The 16,894-nt window shown below is 66.4% G+C and carries 14 protein-coding genes and 1 pseudogene; 6 read left to right on the forward strand and 9 right to left on the reverse strand.

The window, feature by feature from the left end:
• Positions 1-755: pseudogene (locus FBT96_RS20845) on the forward strand (translation initiation factor 2); the annotation flags it as partial.
• 147 nt (positions 756-902) lie between these two features.
• Complete coding sequence (locus tag FBT96_RS17080; protein ID WP_136908756.1) at positions 903-2,798, forward strand: cation:proton antiporter domain-containing protein; 1,896 nt, start codon at positions 903-905, stop codon at positions 2,796-2,798.
• A gap of 98 nt (positions 2,799-2,896) precedes the next feature.
• Here the strand turns inward: FBT96_RS17080 and FBT96_RS17085 are convergent, their stop codons facing one another.
• The 5 genes from FBT96_RS17085 to FBT96_RS17105 all read right to left on the reverse strand — a co-directional run bounded on the left by FBT96_RS17085 (position 2,897) and on the right by FBT96_RS17105 (position 8,275).
• Positions 2,897-3,406, reverse strand: a complete 510-nt coding sequence (locus FBT96_RS17085; protein WP_136908758.1) for a CarD family transcriptional regulator — start codon at positions 3,404-3,406, stop codon at positions 2,897-2,899.
• A gap of 377 nt (positions 3,407-3,783) precedes the next feature.
• A complete protein-coding gene (gene fdxA, locus FBT96_RS17090) occupies positions 3,784-4,122 on the reverse strand; it encodes a ferredoxin FdxA (RefSeq protein ID WP_136908760.1) in 339 nt (112 codons plus the stop codon).
• Between the two features lie 353 nt (positions 4,123-4,475).
• Entirely contained in the window at positions 4,476-4,769 is a 294-nt protein-coding gene (locus FBT96_RS17095) for an RNA-binding S4 domain-containing protein (RefSeq protein ID WP_136908762.1), read from the reverse strand.
• A gap of 3 nt (positions 4,770-4,772) precedes the next feature.
• Positions 4,773-7,682, reverse strand: coding sequence for a helicase-related protein (locus FBT96_RS17100; RefSeq protein ID WP_136908780.1), 2,910 nt, complete (start codon positions 7,680-7,682; stop codon positions 4,773-4,775).
• A gap of 32 nt (positions 7,683-7,714) precedes the next feature.
• On the reverse strand, positions 7,715-8,275 hold the full coding sequence (locus FBT96_RS17105; RefSeq protein WP_136908764.1) for a tetratricopeptide repeat protein: 561 nt from the start codon (positions 8,273-8,275) through the stop codon (positions 7,715-7,717).
• Between the two features lie 63 nt (positions 8,276-8,338).
• Here FBT96_RS17105 and FBT96_RS17110 point away from each other — a divergent pair, with 63 nt between their 5' ends.
• Both FBT96_RS17110 and FBT96_RS17115 read left to right on the forward strand, forming a co-directional pair.
• Positions 8,339-8,626 (forward strand): SCP2 sterol-binding domain-containing protein, encoded by a 288-nt coding sequence (locus FBT96_RS17110; RefSeq protein ID WP_136908766.1) that lies wholly within the window; start codon positions 8,339-8,341, stop codon positions 8,624-8,626.
• Positions 8,623-9,561 carry an alpha/beta fold hydrolase gene (locus tag FBT96_RS17115; RefSeq protein ID WP_249306545.1) on the forward strand — a complete coding sequence of 313 codons (939 nt, stop codon included), beginning with the start codon at positions 8,623-8,625 and terminating at the stop codon, positions 9,559-9,561. The genes FBT96_RS17110 and FBT96_RS17115 overlap by 4 nt, the downstream gene beginning before the upstream one ends.
• A gap of 5 nt (positions 9,562-9,566) precedes the next feature.
• Here the strand turns inward: FBT96_RS17115 and FBT96_RS17120 are convergent, their stop codons facing one another.
• Genes FBT96_RS17120 through FBT96_RS17135 form a run of 4 tightly spaced genes read right to left on the reverse strand, consistent with a single transcriptional unit; the run spans position 9,567 to position 13,500 of the window.
• Positions 9,567-10,292 (reverse strand): proteasome-type protease, encoded by a 726-nt coding sequence (locus FBT96_RS17120; RefSeq protein WP_136908769.1) that lies wholly within the window; start codon positions 10,290-10,292, stop codon positions 9,567-9,569.
• 28 nt (positions 10,293-10,320) lie between these two features.
• Positions 10,321-11,133 carry a transglutaminase family protein gene (locus FBT96_RS17125; RefSeq protein ID WP_136908771.1) on the reverse strand — a complete coding sequence of 271 codons (813 nt, stop codon included), beginning with the start codon at positions 11,131-11,133 and terminating at the stop codon, positions 10,321-10,323.
• Complete coding sequence (locus FBT96_RS17130; protein ID WP_055209784.1) at positions 11,130-12,083, reverse strand: alpha-E domain-containing protein; 954 nt, start codon at positions 12,081-12,083, stop codon at positions 11,130-11,132. The genes FBT96_RS17125 and FBT96_RS17130 overlap by 4 nt, the downstream gene beginning before the upstream one ends.
• 4 nt (positions 12,084-12,087) lie before the next feature.
• Positions 12,088-13,500, reverse strand: a complete 1,413-nt coding sequence (locus tag FBT96_RS17135) for a circularly permuted type 2 ATP-grasp protein (RefSeq protein WP_136908773.1) — start codon at positions 13,498-13,500, stop codon at positions 12,088-12,090.
• 202 nt (positions 13,501-13,702) lie between these two features.
• Here FBT96_RS17135 and FBT96_RS17140 point away from each other — a divergent pair, with 202 nt between their 5' ends.
• Positions 13,703-15,541 carry a M3 family oligoendopeptidase gene (locus FBT96_RS17140; protein ID WP_136908775.1) on the forward strand — a complete coding sequence of 613 codons (1,839 nt, stop codon included), beginning with the start codon at positions 13,703-13,705 and terminating at the stop codon, positions 15,539-15,541.
• Positions 15,542-15,605: 64 nt separating this feature from the next.
• Entirely contained in the window at positions 15,606-16,781 is a 1,176-nt protein-coding gene (locus FBT96_RS17145) for a dipeptidase (RefSeq protein ID WP_136908777.1), read from the forward strand.
• Positions 16,782-16,894 lie beyond the last annotated feature (113 nt).

A 16,894-nucleotide genomic window follows, 5' to 3' on the forward strand; every position in this document is an offset into this window, starting at 1 on the left:
CCGAGACCCGGCCGCCCGCCGCCCCGCCCGGCGAGGCGGCGCCGAGCGCCCCTGCCGCCCTCCCCGAGGATGGTGCGCTGCTGGCCCCGGGCCTTTCGCCCGATCTGGCGCGGGTGCTGCGCCGGGCGCAACCGAAGCAACGCCCCGGCTCGGTCGCGCGGACCGCCGAAGCCGCGCTGGCCGAGGCTGCGGCAAACAAGGCCGCCGCCGAGGCCGCCCTTGCCGCCGAAACCGCCGCGGCGGAAGCCGGGCTGGCCTCCTCGCGCCGTCCGATGACGCGGCCACGCAATTTCGACGCCTCGGTGCAAAGCGCGCTCGCCGCCGCCATCGCCGCGGAACCGCCGCCCCCGGCGCGGATCGCCGCGGTCGAGCCCGACCCCGTCCCCGTCGCGCCGCAAAAGCCGGTCCGCGCCAAGCCCTCGCCGCCGCCCGAACCGACGGTGGTGTCCAGCCCCGACATCGAGACCGGCGAGGTCGAATCCGCCGCCGTGGTCCCGCGCGGGCCCACCGCCGCCTCGGTCGCGCGCGAGGCGACGCAAAAGAACGCGCTGGATCTGAACAAGATCTCGCTGATCGGGCTTTATGGCACGCCCTCGAACCGGCGCGCGCTGGTGCGGATGCCGAACGGGCGCTTCTTCAAGCTGCAGGTCGGCGACCGGCTCGATGGCGGGCGCGTCACCGCGATCGGCGACAGCCAGATGACCTATCAGAAGGGCAACCGCCCGATCACGCTCAAGCTGCTCAAGGGCGGTTGAGCCGTTCACATCCGGTAACAGGGCTGAAACCTCGGGCTTTTGCGCTTGGCGCAAAGGCCCTTTCTGGTTAGGGTCGGCGCATCCCCCGCGTTTGACGCCGTGCCGCCGCTGCCCCGCAGCCGGGCGCCCTTCTGTGAATGGAATTGCATGGAAAGCTTTCTGCTGCAGGCCACGCTGTATCTTGTCGCCATGGTCGTGGCGGTGCCGCTGGCGACGCGGGCGGGGCTGGGGTCCGTGCTGGGCTATCTGATCGCCGGGGTGATCATCGGCCCTGGCATGGGGCTGGTGCAGGGCGAGGCGCATGATCTGCAGCATTTCGCCGAATTCGGCGTGGTGATGATGCTGTTCCTGATCGGGCTCGAACTCGACCCGAAGGCGCTGTGGTCGATGCGCGACAAGCTTCTGGGCCTTGGCGGGTTGCAGGTGCTGATCACCACGACGGCGGTGGCGCTGGCGGCGCTGGCGGTGGGGCAACCGCCGCGGGCGGCGATCGCGCTGGGGGCGATCCTGTCGCTGTCCTCGACCGCGATCGTGGTGCAGATGCTGACCGAAAAGCGGCTGATGCAGACGGCGGGGGGGCGGTCGGCCTTTGCGGTGCTCTTGACGCAGGACATCGCGGTGATCCCGATGCTGGCGCTGTTGCCGCTGCTCGCCCTGCCCGGGGCGCGGGAACTCGCCCGGGCCGAGGCCTCGGGCCATGGCGCGGCGGCCTTCATGGATGCGCTGCCCGCCTGGGGGCTGACGCTGGTGACGCTGGCCGCCGTCGTGCTGGTGGTGGGGATCGGGCATTTCCTGGTGCAGCCGCTGTTTCGTTTCGTGCAGGGCTCGAAGCTGCGCGAGATCCATACCGCCGTCGCGCTGATGCTGGTGGTCGGCATCGCCTCTTTGATGAATCTGGTCGGGCTGTCGCCGGCCCTTGGCACGTTCCTGGCGGGCGTGGTGCTGGCGGATTCCGAATTCAAGCATGAGCTGGAAAGCAGCCTCGAGCCGTTCAAGGGCCTGCTGATGGGGCTTTTCTTCATCGCCGTCGGCGCGGGGATCGATCTGGACGTGCTTTACGCCGGGCCGCTGAAGATCGCCGGGCTGGTGCTGGCGCTGGTGCTGGTGAAATCGGCGGTGCTGTACGGGCTGGCCCGGCTTTTCGGGCTTTGGGGCACGGACCGCTGGCTGTTCACCTTTGGCCTGGCGCAGGCGGGGGAATTCTCGCTGGTGCTGGTGTCCTTTGCGACGATGCAGCGGATCCTGCCGCAGCCGGTGGCGGAAAAGGTGCTGCTGGTGATCGCGCTCTCGATGCTGCTCTCGCCGATGCTGTTTTTGCTGCATGAACGGCTGGCGCGGCGGCTGAAACCGGCCGCGACGCGCCCCGCCCCCGACCAGATCGACGAGGAACAGCCGATCATCATCGCGGGCGCCGGGCGCTTTGGTCAGGTGGTGAACCGGATGGTGACGATGTCGGGCTTTCGCACCACGGTCCTCGATGCCGATCTGAAGACGGTGCAGACCCTGCGCACCTTCGGCTTCAAGGCCTGGTATGGCGATCCGGCGCAGCCGCAGCTGCTGGCGGCGGCGGGGTTGTCGCGCGCCCGCGTGCTGGTGGCGGCGCTGGATGACAAGGAGGCGACGAACCGGCTGGTGGCCTATGCCCGCAAGGCGCGGCCCGACCTGCACATCATCGCCCGCGCCCGCGACCGCTATCACGTCTACGATCTTTACGCCGCGGGCGCCGATGACATCGTGCGCGAGATGTTCGACAGCTCCTGCCGGGCGGCGCGCTATGTGCTGGAAAACGTGGGCCTGAGCGAATTCGAGGCGCATGAGCTGGAACGGCTGTTCTGGAAGCTTGACCGGTCGGCGGTGCGCGATCTGGCCGAGGTCTGGAAACCCGGGCTCGAGCCCGAGAAGAACGCCGAATATGTCGAACGCACCAAGGCGCTGAACACCGAATTCGAGGCGCAGATGCTGGCGCATTTCACCGAGCGGCGGCGGCAGTCCGACGCGCAGGGCAAGGCGCCACAGGACCGCGACGTGATCGAAGAGGGCTGAGCCCCCTGCCCCGTCCCAACGCCCGCAAGGCGCGCCAACAAGCAGCAAACGAAAACGGGCCCCCGCGGGGGCCCGTTTCCTGTCTGCAAAGGCGGGGATCAGGCGGCGCGGCCGACCAGAACGTCGTCGACCTTTTTCGCGGCCCCGGCTTCATCGGTGCCCGACACGGCCGCCACTTCGCGGGTCAGCCGCTCCAGCGCGGCTTCATACAGCTGGCGTTCGGAATAGGATTGTTCGCGCTGGTCATCGGCGCGGTGCAGGTCGCGCACCACCTCGGCGATCGACAGCAGGTCGCCCGAATTGATCTTTTGCTCGTATTCCTGAGCGCGGCGCGACCACATCGCGCGTTTGACCTTGGCCTTGCCCTTGAGAGTTTCGAGCGCCTTGGACACGACATCCGGGCTCGACAATCCGCGCATGCCGATATCCACCGCCTTGTGGGTGGGAACGCGGAGCGTCATCTTGTCCTTTTCGAACGAGATCACGAACAGTTCCAGCCGCAGACCGGCGATTTCCTGTTCCTCGATCGAGATGATCTTGCCGACGCCATGAGCCGGATACACAACGAAATCGTCCGGACGGAATTCGGTCTTCTTCATTTTGGTCATTCAGTCGCTTCCTTGCACCCGGTTACGGCCCCACCACAAAAACAGACTCACGCGGCACGGAATGCGCTGCGAGGCCTGATTGTCTTGCGAAAGAAGCCCCGTCAGACGAGCAGTTCTGTGCGGGGCATGGGGCGTTCTCCTTTGTAACGACTTTATAGCATAAAAATCAGCCGATTCATAGCTTCGCGCAGGGGAACATGCGCGTGAACGGCCGGAATTTGAGGAAAAATTCAGGTTTTGCCTTAATCTTGCGGCCCGCCGCGCAGCGACGAATCCGCGCAGACGAAGCCGCCGCGCCACCGGAACCGGAAACCCGGTCCCCGATGCGACTCGACTGGGGCGGGACGCCGCGGCGCCCCGGCCCGAAAGCGCCGCGATCAGTCGCCGGTGCCGGGGTTCGGCGAGAAGTATTTCTCGCGCTTGCCGGTCTCGCCGTCGCGGTCCTTGTGATCCGGCAGCGGGTCTTTCTTGATCGTGATCACCGGCCATTGTTGGGCATAGGTGCGGTTGAACTCGACCCAGTCCTCCATACCCGGCTCGGTGTCCGGACGGATCGCGTCGGCCGGGCATTCCGGTTCGCAGACCCCGCAGTCGATGCATTCGTCGGGATGGATCACCAGCGTGTTCTCGCCCTCGTAGAAGCAGTCCACCGGGCAGACTTCCACACAGTCGGTATATTTGCAGGCGATGCAGTTGTCGGTGACGACATAGGTCATTCTTTTAACCCCAATCTTTGGCGCAGGGATTTCCTAGCCCCCCGGCGCCGATCAATCAAGAGCAGGAGATATACAAAAACCGGGTGCGGCGAAGTGCCGGGGGGCTGATGCACGGCTCGGGCGGACTGGCCGAGGCCATCGCCGAGGCCAAGCGAGACAGAAGCCCCGTGACCGCCGAGGGCCCACAGGCCCTCGGGCAGCGCCCGCCCCGCCCATGGCGGGCGCTTCTCGCCCGCCGGGGCAGGCGCCGCCCTCTGTCGTGCGGGTTGAAACGGTCATGCCGCAACCGGGCGCTACGGGCGGGGAAAGGCGATGCCTTTCCTGATCCGCCCGAAACCGGCCATGGCAACGGGTCACTGCCCCGCCGCCTCGATCAGCTCATAAAGCGTCGCGGCTTCCGGCGCGGGGCCGCGGCGCGTGCCACAGGCCAGGATGCGCAAGACCCGCACCTCTGCCCCCAGAACCAGCGTCAGCACGTCGCCCGGGCCCACCGCACGGCCGGGCTTTTCAAGCTTCTGCCCGTTCACCCGCACCCGGCCCGCGGCGACCAGATCAACGGCCAAGGCGCGGCTCTTTGCGAACCGCGCCTGCCAGAGCCATTTGTCGATGCGGATGCGCCCCGCCTCGGATGCGTTCGCGTCAGACAAGGATCAAAGCTTGCCCTTGAGCCCCATCAGCGCCGCCGCAAACGGGTTGTCGGGATCGATCGGCTTGTCCTTTTTCGGCGGATGCGATTCGAAACCGCGGCCGCGATCATCCTGCGGCTTGCCCTTGCCCCAGGGCTTGCCGCCCTTGGACCCGCCCTTGCCCCCTTCGCCGCCAAACTTGCGCTCGCCGCGATTGCCCTCGCCATCGCGAGACCGCGGCTTGCCGCCTTCGGAGCGCTTCTCGCCGCCCTTGGAATCGCCACCGCGGTCACCGCCACGGTCACCGCCCTTGTGCGGACGATCGCCGCCCTTGGCGTCGCCGCCGCGATGCTCGCGCGGGCCGCGATGGCCCTCGCCACCTTCCCGCGGCTCGCGACGCGGGCCACGCTCGGTGCGCGGACGCGGCGCCCAGGCGAAGGTGTAAAAGCTCTCCATCTCGGCCGGGGCGGCTTCCACCTCGGCCTGGGCCTCGGCGATCGGCGAGGCTTCCTCGGGGATCGGATTGTCCGAGCCCGCCTCGGGCGCCTTCGCCTCGACCACGGGCTTCGCCTTTTCGCGCTCGCCCTTGTCGGCGCGATAGCCCAGCCCGCCCATCAGATCGGCGAATTGCTCCAGCGTCATGCCGGTGATCGACAGCATGTCCGGCGTGGCCTCAAAGCCCGCCTTGCTGTCTTGCGTGCGCAGCATGTCGGCCAGCCGCTCCAGCATGTCGATGCGGATCGCCCGCACCCCCGCCGGCCGATAGCCCGACCGCGTATAGGCCGAAACCGGCACGTCCGCGATATAGGGGATCGTCACCAGACCGGGCGGCGGGCTTTCGGGAAACTCGGACAGCCCCTCCCAGAGCGAGGCCAGCACCAGCCGCAGCCGCGTCGGCGCGGGTTTCAGCAGAAGCTGCTGGAAGATCGTGTATTGGCCGAAGCGCACGCCATGCTTGCGCAGCGCGCCGCGGGCTTCCTGATCCAGTTCCTTCACCTCGGCCGCGACGCTGTCGCGCGGCAGGATGCCCATATGCTCGACCAGACGGAAGGCGAAGCCGCGGGCCAGACCCGTCAGCGCCTCGTCGCGGCTCATCGCCAGAAGCGGCTCGAACAGCGCGGCGACCTTGCGGTCGATGAAATGCTGCAACCGGCGGCGCACCTTTTCGGCGACCTCGGGACCGGCTTCCTCGTCGACGAAGGGCTCGACCGCGGGTTTCAGCGGATCGGCGCCCTTCACGAGCTTGCCCACCGCCTGCGTGCCCCACATCAGGCCGCCTTGCTCGGTGAAATCCATCTCGGTGTCGGGGGCATTGTAGAAGCGGTCGGACCGCAGGCTGAATTCGGGCTTCAGCGCCTCATAGGCGGCCCGCGCCAGCATCTTCGCCTCGTCGGGCGAGGACGTGGTGTCCTGCCGGAAGCGGAAGCCCTCAAGACGGCCGGCGAATTCGCCTTCGACCATCACTTCGCCCTTGTCGTTCACCTCGGCCACGAGGGTCTCCTTCTGCTTGAGCCGCCGCAGCAGAACACTGGTGCGCCGGTCCACAAATCGTTGGGTCAGCGCGCCATGCAGCGCATCCGACAGGCGGTCTTCTACAGCGCGCGTCTCTTCGCGCCAATGGGTTTCGTCATCCACCCAGCCTTTGCGTTGCGCAACATAGGTCCAAGTGCGGATGAAGGCGAGACGTTTCGACAAAGTGTCGATATCGCCCGAGGTCCGGTCGATGCGTTCGATCTGGGATTTCAGCCAGTCCGAAGGCACGCCCTTGCCCGTCTGCAAAAAGCCGAAGATGCGCGCCAGAAGGGTCGCATGTTCGGTTTCGGAAATCGAGCGGAAATCGGGGATGCGGCAGGTCTCCCACAACAGCCGCACATCCGCGGGGGCGCGGACGCGGTCGCGGATCTCGGGCATCTCCGACAGGCTTTTGAGCGCGCGCAGGTCATCGGCCTCGCGGCCGCGGCTGAGCCACTCGTTCTGCGGGCTTTCCTCGAGCGACTGGATCAGCCGCGGCACGGTGCCGAATTCAAGCCGCGGATTGCGCCATTGCAGCCGCTGGATCGGCGCGAAGCGATGCTCCTCGATCGCCTCGATCACCTCTTCGGGCAGGGGATGCGCCTCGCCGGTGATGCCAAAGGTGCCGTCCGTCGTGTGCCGCCCGGCCCGGCCCGCGATCTGGCCCAGCTCATGCGGGAAGAGATGCCGCATCCGCCGGCCGTCGAACTTCGCCGTGGCGGAAAAGGCGACATGTTCGATGTCAAGATTCAGCCCCATGCCGATCGCATCGGTGGCGACGAGGTAATCGACATCGCCATTTTGATACATCGCCACCTGCGCGTTGCGGGTGCGGGGCGAAAGCGCCCCCATCACCACCGCCGCGCCGCCCTTTTGCCGCCGGATCAGCTCGGCGATCGCATAGACATTTTCAACCGAAAAGCCCACGATTGCCGCCCGTGGCTTCATCCGGCTTATCTTTTTCGAACCTGCCCACGACAATTTCGACAAACGCTCGCGCCGGGCGAATTGCACTTTTGGAACCAGCGCCGCAATGGCGCCCTTCATCGCATCCGAGCCCAGAAACAGCGTCTCGTGCAAGCCGCGCATATACAAAAGACGCTCGGTGAAGACGTGCCCCCGCTCGGGATCGGCGCAAAGCTGGATCTCGTCGATGGCGACGAAATCGGCGCCGACCTCGGGCATGGCTTCGGTGGTGCAGACCCAATATTGCGCGCGTTCGGGAACGATCCGTTCCTCGCCCGTGACCAGCGCCACGACCGAAGGGCCGCGCGCCTTGACGATGCGGTCATAGACCTCGCGCGCCAGAAGCCGCAGCGGCAGGCCGATGACCCCGGTGCGGTGCGAGAGCATCCGCTCGATCGCGTAATGTGTCTTGCCGGTATTCGTCGGCCCAAGGACCGCGGTGATCCGCCCCGTCATCGCCTGCCCGCCCTCGCATTCCCCCTGCAGGCTCACAAGGTGATGCCCGCAAGCTCCTTTTCCAGCCGTGTGATCGAATCCTTCACATCCTGCTGATGCGGGTTCAAGGCGAAAGAGGCGCGAAAGGCCGAAAGCGCCCGCGCCTTGTCGCCCATGTCGGCGAAAATCATCCCCAGCCCCGACAGCGCGCCCCAGTGCCGCGGCTCCAGCCGCAGAACCTGCGCGATATCGGCCATCGCGGGGCCCAGCTCTCCGGCCATGTAATAGGCGGTCGCGCGGGCGTTCCAGCCCTCGGGGAACTCGGGGGCGTGATCGGTCAGCGCGGTCAGATGCTCGATCGCGGCGGGCAGATCGCCCGCATCCATCGCCTCTTCGCCGCGCTTCAAAAGCAGATCCATCGCGGCCGATCCCGACCGCGACCAGGCGCGGCGGATATCCGATTCGGCACTTTGCCAGCCCGCATAGGCAGGATCGGCCAGCTCGGAAAACTGCCGCTCCAGCCCCGTGGTTTCGGCCCCGGCCGGAAAACCGAGGTTGACGAAGACGGCAACTGCCGCAACGATACATTTGTCTCTGATCGATCGCGCCCGCATAGTTGGAACTCTAACCCATATGCCGCGAAAATCGAGGGGGCGGCGTTCACAATCGGAGTCAACATGAGCAAAGTCATCGAAAAGGCCGTGGAACAACTGTCGGCGAAGCTGCCGAACGGCTTTTCGTCCACCGCGAAATTCATCATCGAAGGCGAAGGCAGCATCATCTGCGACCCCGATGGCGTGCGCGCGGGCGGTGACGCGGCCGAGGTCACGCTGACCGCCGACACCGACACCTTCCGCGGCATGATCGAGGGAACGGTGAATCCGACGATGGCCTTCATGTCGGGCAAGCTGAAGATCGACGGCGCGATGGGCGTGGCGATGCAGCTCGGCTCGGCGCTTTCGTGATCGAGGACGCCCCCCTTTTTCACGATCTGGCCGAGGGGCCCGAAGGCGGTCAAGCCTGGTGGCTGACCGCCGCCGATGGCGTGCGGCTGCGGCTGACGCTGTGGGGCGGGGGGGCGAAGGGCACGGTGTTCCTGTTTGCGGGCCGGGCCGAATATGCGGAAAAATACGGTCCCGCGGCGGCCGATCTGGCGGACCGCGGGTACAGCACGCTGGTGATCGACTGGCGCGGACAGGGGCTGTCGGACCGGCTGATCGCCGATCCGGTCAAGGGGTTCGTCGGCAAGTTCCGCGATTATCAGCGCGACGTCGATGCGATGCTGGCGGCGGCGGCGCGGCTGGATCTGCCGCGGCCCTGGTTTGTGCTGGCGCATTCGATGGGCGGCACGATCGCGCTGCGCCGTCTGATGGGCACGCATCCCTTTGCCGCCGTTGCCTTTTCCGCGCCGATGTGGGGGGTGGGCCTGCCCCGGGCGATCCGGCCTTTCGGCCCGATGCTGGCGCGGATGACCGGTTCAAGCCCCTTCGCGCTGTCTTATGCGCCCGGCTGGGGCCCGGTGAGCTTCGTGCACCGCGCGGGGTTTCACGACAATTTCCTGACCACCGATCCCGACATGTGGGCGCTGCTTGTGCGGCAGGTGGCGAAGGCGCCCGGTCTCGCCATTGCGGGCGCCTGTCTGCATTGGGTGGCGGAAGCGGTGCTGGAATGCCAGGCGCTGGCGGCGCTGCCCACGCCCGATCTGCCCTGTTACTGCGCGCTTGGCACGCGGGAACGCATCGTGCCGCAAGAGCCGGTCCGCACCCGCATGGCCGCCTGGCGGCACGGGCAGCTGGCGCTTTACGACGGTGCCGAGCACGAGGTGATGATGGAAGGCCCCGCGATGCGGGCGCGGTTTTACGACGCCTGCGCCGCGCTGTTCGACGCGAACCGGGGCTGAACCGCTTAAAGCGTGATCCGGCCGAACCCGTCGCGCAGGGCCTCGGACCAGGCCTGCGACATCGCCGCGAATTGCGCATCGTCCTTTTCGATCCGCTTGCGCAGCCCGACCTTGCAGGCATCGCGCGCGATCACCGCCAGATCCAGCGGCATCCCCACGGAAAGGTTCGAGCGCAGCGTCGAATCCATCGACAAAAGCACGGCCTTTTGCGCGTCTTCCAGCGACGTTGCGGGCCGCACGACACGATCAAGGATCGGCTTGCCGTATTTGTGCTCGCCGATCTGCAAAAACGGCGTGTCCTCGGTCGCCTCGATGAAATTGCCCTCGGGGTAGACAAGGAACATCCGCATCGCGCCGCCCCGGCGCTGCCCCGCCACGATCATCGAGGCCGAGACCGTCACCTTGGACGCGTTCATCTTGTGGTCGATGTCCTGGCGCACCGAAGCCAGCGTGTTGCCGATGATCTCGGCAACGGCCAGCATCGTCGGCGCCTGCATGATCGAGGTATCGGCACTGGTTTCGGGATGCTCGATCGCCTCGCGCAGCCGGGCAATCGTCGTCTGCGTGACCGAGAGCGAGCCCGCGGTGAGGATCGTCACCACCCGCTCGCCCGGCTCTTCGAACACGAACATCTTGCGATAGGTCGCAATATTGTCGAGCCCCGCATTGGTGCGGGTGTCGGACAACAGCACCATGCCCTGATCGAGCAGCAGGCCCACGCAATAGGTCATCATTCCCCCGGAAAAGCAGGCGGCCACATTATTGTTGCACGGCGTCCAAGGCAACCGTGACATCGAGCCGCTCGGAGCCGTCGCCCTGCGCGATGCCCTTGATCGGGGCCGCCTCGCGCGCATCAAGGCCCGAGCCGATACGGATGTACCGCGCATCGGGGCAGCATTCATTGGCCGGATCAAAGCCGATCCAGCCGATGTTTTCGACCCAGATCTCGGCCCAGGCATGGGCGGCTTCATGCGGCGCGCCATCCTCGCGGGCGAAAAGATAGCCCGAGACATAGCGCGCGGGCATCCCCACGGCGCGGGCACAGGCCAGAAGCGCTTGGGCGTGATCCTGACAGACCCCCTCGCCCTGCGACAGCGCCTCGGCCGCCGTCGTATGGGCGTGCGTCGTGCCGGGGCGATAGGCGATGGCGTCACTGACCGCGCGCGACAGCCGATGCGCCCGCTCCAGCGGGTCTTTCGCCCCCTCGGCGGCGGTCTCGGCCAGATCGCGCAGCGCATGGTCGATCCAGGTCGCCGAGGTCTCGCGCAGATAGGCGAAGGGCGAGACGATCTCGCGGTGGCCGCGCAGCACCCCGGCGGTGTCGGTGGTCTCGACCTGACCGATGGCGGAAATCGTCACCTCGGTCACCGGACCGCGCAGCGACCAGCCCTCGACCTTGTCGCCCGCCCCGTCGCGGAAATTGCCGCCGCGCAGGCCGCCCTCGACCGCCACATCCCAGCGGATCGTGCGCTGGCCGTCAAAGCGCGACGGAAACAGCCGCAAGGATTGCACGGCGCCGCGCATCGGCGTGTCGTATTCGTAAGTGGTGACGTGATGCACCGTGAGGATCATCGCGCTTCTCCGCTCAGATAAGCCGCCTGCACCATGTCGGACAATTCGCCGACATCGCGGATGAAGCGGGTCAGGAATTCATGCAGGCCCTCGTCGAAGATCTCCTCGACGCGGGTTTCGGCGATCTCGCCCACCAGCGACCGCGCCCGCATCTGCGCCGCGCCGGAGCGTTGATACCCCCTTGCCAGCGCATCCAGATTTTCCATCGCCATGGTGACGGTGGTGACCAGGGACCGGGGCGATTGCGGATTGAGGATCAGGAAATGCGCGATCTTCGCCGCGGTGATCTCGCCGCCATAAGCCCAGTGAAACGCCCGATGCGCCGAGAGCGCGCGCAAAAGCGTCTGCCATTGGTAGTTATCGAGGCCGGAGCCGATGAAATCGACCGAGGGCAGCAGGACGTAATATTTCACGTCGATCAGCCGCGCGGTGTTGTCGGCCCGTTCCAGCGCGAAACCAAGGTTCAAAAACGCATAGCCGTCGTTGCGCAAAAGCGTCGCGTCGATGGCGCCACGCACCAATGCCGCCTGCCGCGTCACCCATTCGGTGAGCTCGGTCAGCTCCATTTCAGACCGCGGCTTGCGTTCCAGCTGGCGCATCTCCTGAAACGCGCCATTGAGCGCATCCCAGACCTGAGAGGTCAGCGCCGTCCGCACGATCCGGGCATTTTCCCGCGCCCGTTCGATGCAGGACACCACCGACGAGGGATTGTCGCGGTCAAAGAACAGATAGCTTTCGATGTTGCGCTGCACCGGGTCGCCATATTTCGCGGCGAAGCCCTCGGCGGTGCCCGAGGCCTGCAGCAGGCTCTCCCATTCGCTGCGATAGCCATGCCCGGCCGAGGGCATCAGCGCGATGCGGGCGCCCACTTCCAGCAGGCGCGCCATGGTTTCGGCGCGTTCGATGTAACGCGCGATCCAGAACAGGTTTTCAGCGGTCCGGCTCAGCATGCTTTTACTCCGCCAAAACCCAGGTGTCTTTCACCCCGCCACCCTGCGAGGAGTTCACGACCAGCGACCCCTCCTTCAGGGCGACACGGGTCAGACCGCCCGGCACCAGTTCGATCTTCTCGCCGACAAGGCAATAGGGCCGCAAATCGACATGCCGCGGCGCGATCCCCTCTTCGACAAAGGTCGGCGTCGAGGACAGCGCCAGCGTCGGCTGCGCGATGTAGTTTTCCGGATGCGCCTCGATCTTGGCGCGGAAGGTCTCGATCTGATCGGCGGTCGATCTGGGCCCGACCAGCATGCCGTAGCCGCCCGAGCCATGCACCTCTTTCACCACCAGTTCGCCAAGGTTTTCAAGCACATATTTGCAATCATCGGGCTTGGCGCATTGCCAGGTGGGGACGTTGTTCAAAAGCGGCTCTTCGCCCAGATAGAACCGGATCATCTCGGGCACGAAAGTATAGACCGCCTTGTCATCGGCCACGCCCGCGCCCGGCGCCGAGCAGATCGACACCCCGCCCGAACGGTAGACATCCATCAGCCCCGGAATGCCGAGCATCGAATCCGGCCGGAAACAGAGCGGGTCAAGGAAAGCGTCGTCGATGCGCCGATAGATCACGTCCAGCTTCTTCGGCCCCTCGGTGGTACGCATCCACACGAACCCGCCTTCCACGAACAGATCGGCGCCCTCGACCAGTTCGACGCCCATCAGATCGGCCAGAAAGCTGTGTTCGTAATAGGCGCTGTTGTAATGGCCCGGCGTCAGGATCGCGATCGTCGGCTCGCGTTCGCATTTCGCCGGGGCGACACTGGCCAGCGTGCGGCGAAGCGCATCGGAATAGCCATCCACCGGCTCGATGCGGTTTTCGCGAAACAGCTGCGGGAACATCCGCATCATGATTTCGCGGTTTTCCAGCATGTAGCTGACGCCCGAAGGGGTGCGGCAATTGTCTTCCAGCACGAAGAATTCATCCGCGCCGGTCCGCACGATGTCGATGCCGACGATGTGGGAATAGATCCCGCGCGGCGGCGTGAAGCCCGCCACGGCGCGCTCGAAGGCCTCGTTCTGAAACACCAGCCGCGCCGGGATCTTGCCCGCCCGGACGATCTCGGCGCGGCCATAGACATCCAGCAGAAAGGCGTTCAGCGCCCGCGCCCGCTGCTTGATGCCGCGTTCGAGCTTGCGCCATTCGGCTTGCGTGAAGACGCGGGGAAACATGTCGAACGGGATCAGCCGGTCCGGATCGCCGCCCTCGCCATAGACCGCAAAGGTGATGCCGATCCGGCGGAAAAGCGCCTCGGCCTCGGCCTGTTTCATCGCGCGCAATGCGGCGGGCATGGCCTTCGTCCAGTCTTCGAGCCGCGCATAGGGCTCGCGGACGGTGCCGCCTTCGTACATTTCGTTGAAATAAGTCGTCATGCGTGATTCCCTCGCCCTGTTCGAATCCTAGGCAGGCCGCGGGGGAAGCGGAAGCGCCGCAGCAGGAAACAGGCCAGAAAGCGCGACAAGGCCGCCCGATCGCTGTGCGTTTGCGCAAAATTCAGGCAAATTCGCAATTCAGGCCCGGCTTGCACGCCCCCTGCCCTGCCCCTATCTCTGAACCGACACCAAGGAGAACGCCATGAACCGCCGCTTTTGCGCCCCCGTTTCCGCAGCCCTGTTCGATGCCGCGCCCGCGCAAGGAGGGGCCGGCGACTTCGGTGCCCTGCCCGACTGGGACCTGAGCGATCTCTACACCGCCCCCGACGCGCCCGAATTCAACCGCGACATGGACTGGCTGGAGGCCGAATGCGCCGCCTTCGCCCGCGATTACGAGGGGCGGCTGGCGACGCTTGACGCCGCGGGCATGGCCGCCTGCATCGCGCGCCACGAGGCGATCGAGACCACGGCCGGGCGGATCATGTCCTATGCGGGGCTGCGCTATTATCAGAACACCACCGATGCCGAACGCGCCAAGTTCATGTCGGATGCGGGCGACCGGATCACCGGCTTCACCACGCCGCTGGTGTTCTTCAGCCTGGAATTCAACCGCATCGAGGATGCGCGCTATGAAGCGGTCTTTGCCGATCCGCTGGTGGCGCGCTTCAAGCCGGTCTTTGACCGGATGCGGGCGATGAAACCCTATCAACTTTCCGACGAGCTGGAAAAGTTCCTGCACGATCAATCGGTCGTGGGCGCCGCGGCGTGGAACCGGCTGTTTGACGAAACCACCGCGGCGCTGGAATTCACCGTGGATGGCGAGACCCTCAGCCTTGAGGCCACGACGACGCTGATGAGCGATCACGACCGGGGCAAGCGCGAGGCGGCGGCGCGCGAACTGGCGCGCGTCTTCGGGCAGAACGTCAAGCTTTTCGCCCGCGTGCACAACACGCTTGCGAAGGAAAAGGAAATCGAGGACCGCTGGCGGAAGATGCCCACGCCGCAGCTGGGCCGCCACCTGTCGAACCATGTCGAGCCCGAGGTGGTCGAGGCTTTGCGCAATGCGGTCGTGGCCGCCTATCCGCGGCTGTCGCATCGCTATTACGCGCTGAAAGCGAAATGGCTGGGGCTTGAAAAGCTGCAGGTCTGGGACCGCAACGCGCCCTTGCCCAGCGAAACCCCGCGCAAGATTCTGTGGGACGAGGCGAAGGACACGGTTCTGGGCGCTTACGGCGCGTTTTCGCCCAAAATGGCCGAGATCGCCGCGCCCTTCTTTGACAAAGGCTGGATCGATGCCGGGGTGAAGCCGGGCAAGGCGCCGGGGGCCTTCGCCCATCCGACGGTGACGACGGTGCACCCTTACGTGATGCTGAACTATCTCGGCAAACCGCGCGACGTGATGACCTTGGCGCATGAGCTGGGCCATGGCGTGCATCAGGTTCTGGCCGCCAAACAGGGGCCGATGCTGTCGGACACGCCGCTGACGCTGGCGGAAACCGCCTCGGTCTTTGGCGAGATGCTGACCTTCCGCGCGCTGCTGGACGCCGCGAAGACCCCCGCCGAACGCAAGCAGCTGCTGGCGGGCAAGGTCGAGGACATGATCAACACCGTCGTCCGGCAGATCGCGTTTTACGATTTCGAATGCAAGCTGCATGCGGCCCGGGCGCAAGGCGAACTCACGCCCGAGGCGATCAACGCGCTCTGGATGTCGGTGCAGGCGGAAAGCCTCGGCCCGGCGTTCGAGTTCATGCCGGGCTACGAAACCTTCTGGACCTATATCCCGCATTTCGTGCATTCGCCCTTCTACGTCTATGCCTATGCTTTCGGCGACGGGCTGGTGAATGCGCTTTACGCCACCTATGCGGCGGGCCTGCCCGACTTCCAACGCAAGTATTTCGAGATGCTCGAAGCGGGCGGATCGAAGCACCACAAGGATCTGCTGGCGCCCTTTGGTCTTGACGCCTCGGACCCGGCCTTCTGGGACAAGGGTCTGTCGATGATCGCCGGGCTGATCGACGAGCTGGAGGCGATGGAGGCCTGACGCCACGTTGGCGCTTTGCGCCTGCCCCCGCCCCTGCTAGCCTTTCCGAAACGGAGGGGGGCGCATGGGCTGGGGCAAAAGCATCGGATGGGGCCTGGGCGGGGCCGTGATCCTGGCGGCGGGGGCGTTCTTCGCCCTTGCCCCCGGCATCGTCGAGCGGGGGCAAAACCGGGTCGTGCCGCATGATCCCTGGCCGGTCTCGGCGCAGGCGGCGGCGCTGCACAAGACGCTCGCCATCGGCGACTGGCATTCCGACGCGCTTCTGTGGGACCGCGACCTGCTGACGCGCTCGGATCGCGGCCATGTCGATCTGCCGCGGCTGCGGGCGGGCAATGTGGCGGTGCAGGTCTTCACCACGGTGACGAAAACCCCCGCCGGGATGAATTACGACCATAACGACGCCGGAGCGCGGGACAACATCACGCTTCTGGTGATCGGGCAATTGCGCCCGCTGAAGAGCTGGTTCAGCCTTGCCGAACGCGCGCTGGATCAGGCGGCGCGGCTGGCTGCGATGGCCAGGGCCGCCCCCGATCAGCTGATGGTGGTGCGGACGGCGGAGGATCTCGACCGGGTGCTGGCGGCGCGGGCGCAAGGCGCGCAGACCGTGGCCGGGATTCTGGGCGCCGAGGGCGGCCATGTGCTGGAAGGCAAGATGGAAAATCTGGATAGGCTTTACGACGCCGGGTTCCGGCTGATCGGGCTGACGCATTTCTTCGACAACGAACTGGGCGGCTCGCTGCATGGCGAAGACGATGCCGGGCTGACGCCGTTCGGGCGGCAGGTGGTCGAAGCGATGGTGCAAAAGCACATGGTGATCGACCTTGCCCACGCCTCGGAACAGATGGCGCGGGAGGTGCTGGCGATGCCGGGCACGCGGCCGATCGTCAGCCACGGCGGCATTCACGGGGTCTGCCCGGTGAAGCGCAACTTCCCCGACGCGCTGATGAAGCAGATCGCCGCGAAAGGCGGTCTGATCGGCATCGGCGCCTGGGCCGAGGTGACCTGCGACGCGACGCCTGCGGGCGTGGCAAGGTCGATCGTGGCGGCGGTGCGGCTCGTGGGCGAGGATCACGTTTCGCTCGGCTCGGATTTCGACGGCGCGGTCGAGACGGAATTCGACAGTTCGGAACTGGCCGCGCTGACACAGGCGTTGCTGGAGGCCGGGCTGAGCGAACGGGGGATCGCGAAGGTCATGGGGGGCAACATGATCCGCTATCTGCGCGAGACCCTGCCGCAGTAGGGGGAGCAGGATTTCGCCTCGCTTGCGCGAGGCGACCCGGGGGGGGGGGGGGGGGGGGGGGGGGGGGGGGGGGGGGGGGGGGGGGGGGGGGGGGGGGGGGGGGGGGGGGGGGG

The organism is Rhodobacter capsulatus, from assembly GCF_005144475.1.
Taxonomy (GTDB): Bacteria; Pseudomonadota; Alphaproteobacteria; order Rhodobacterales; family Rhodobacteraceae; genus Rhodobacter; species Rhodobacter capsulatus_C.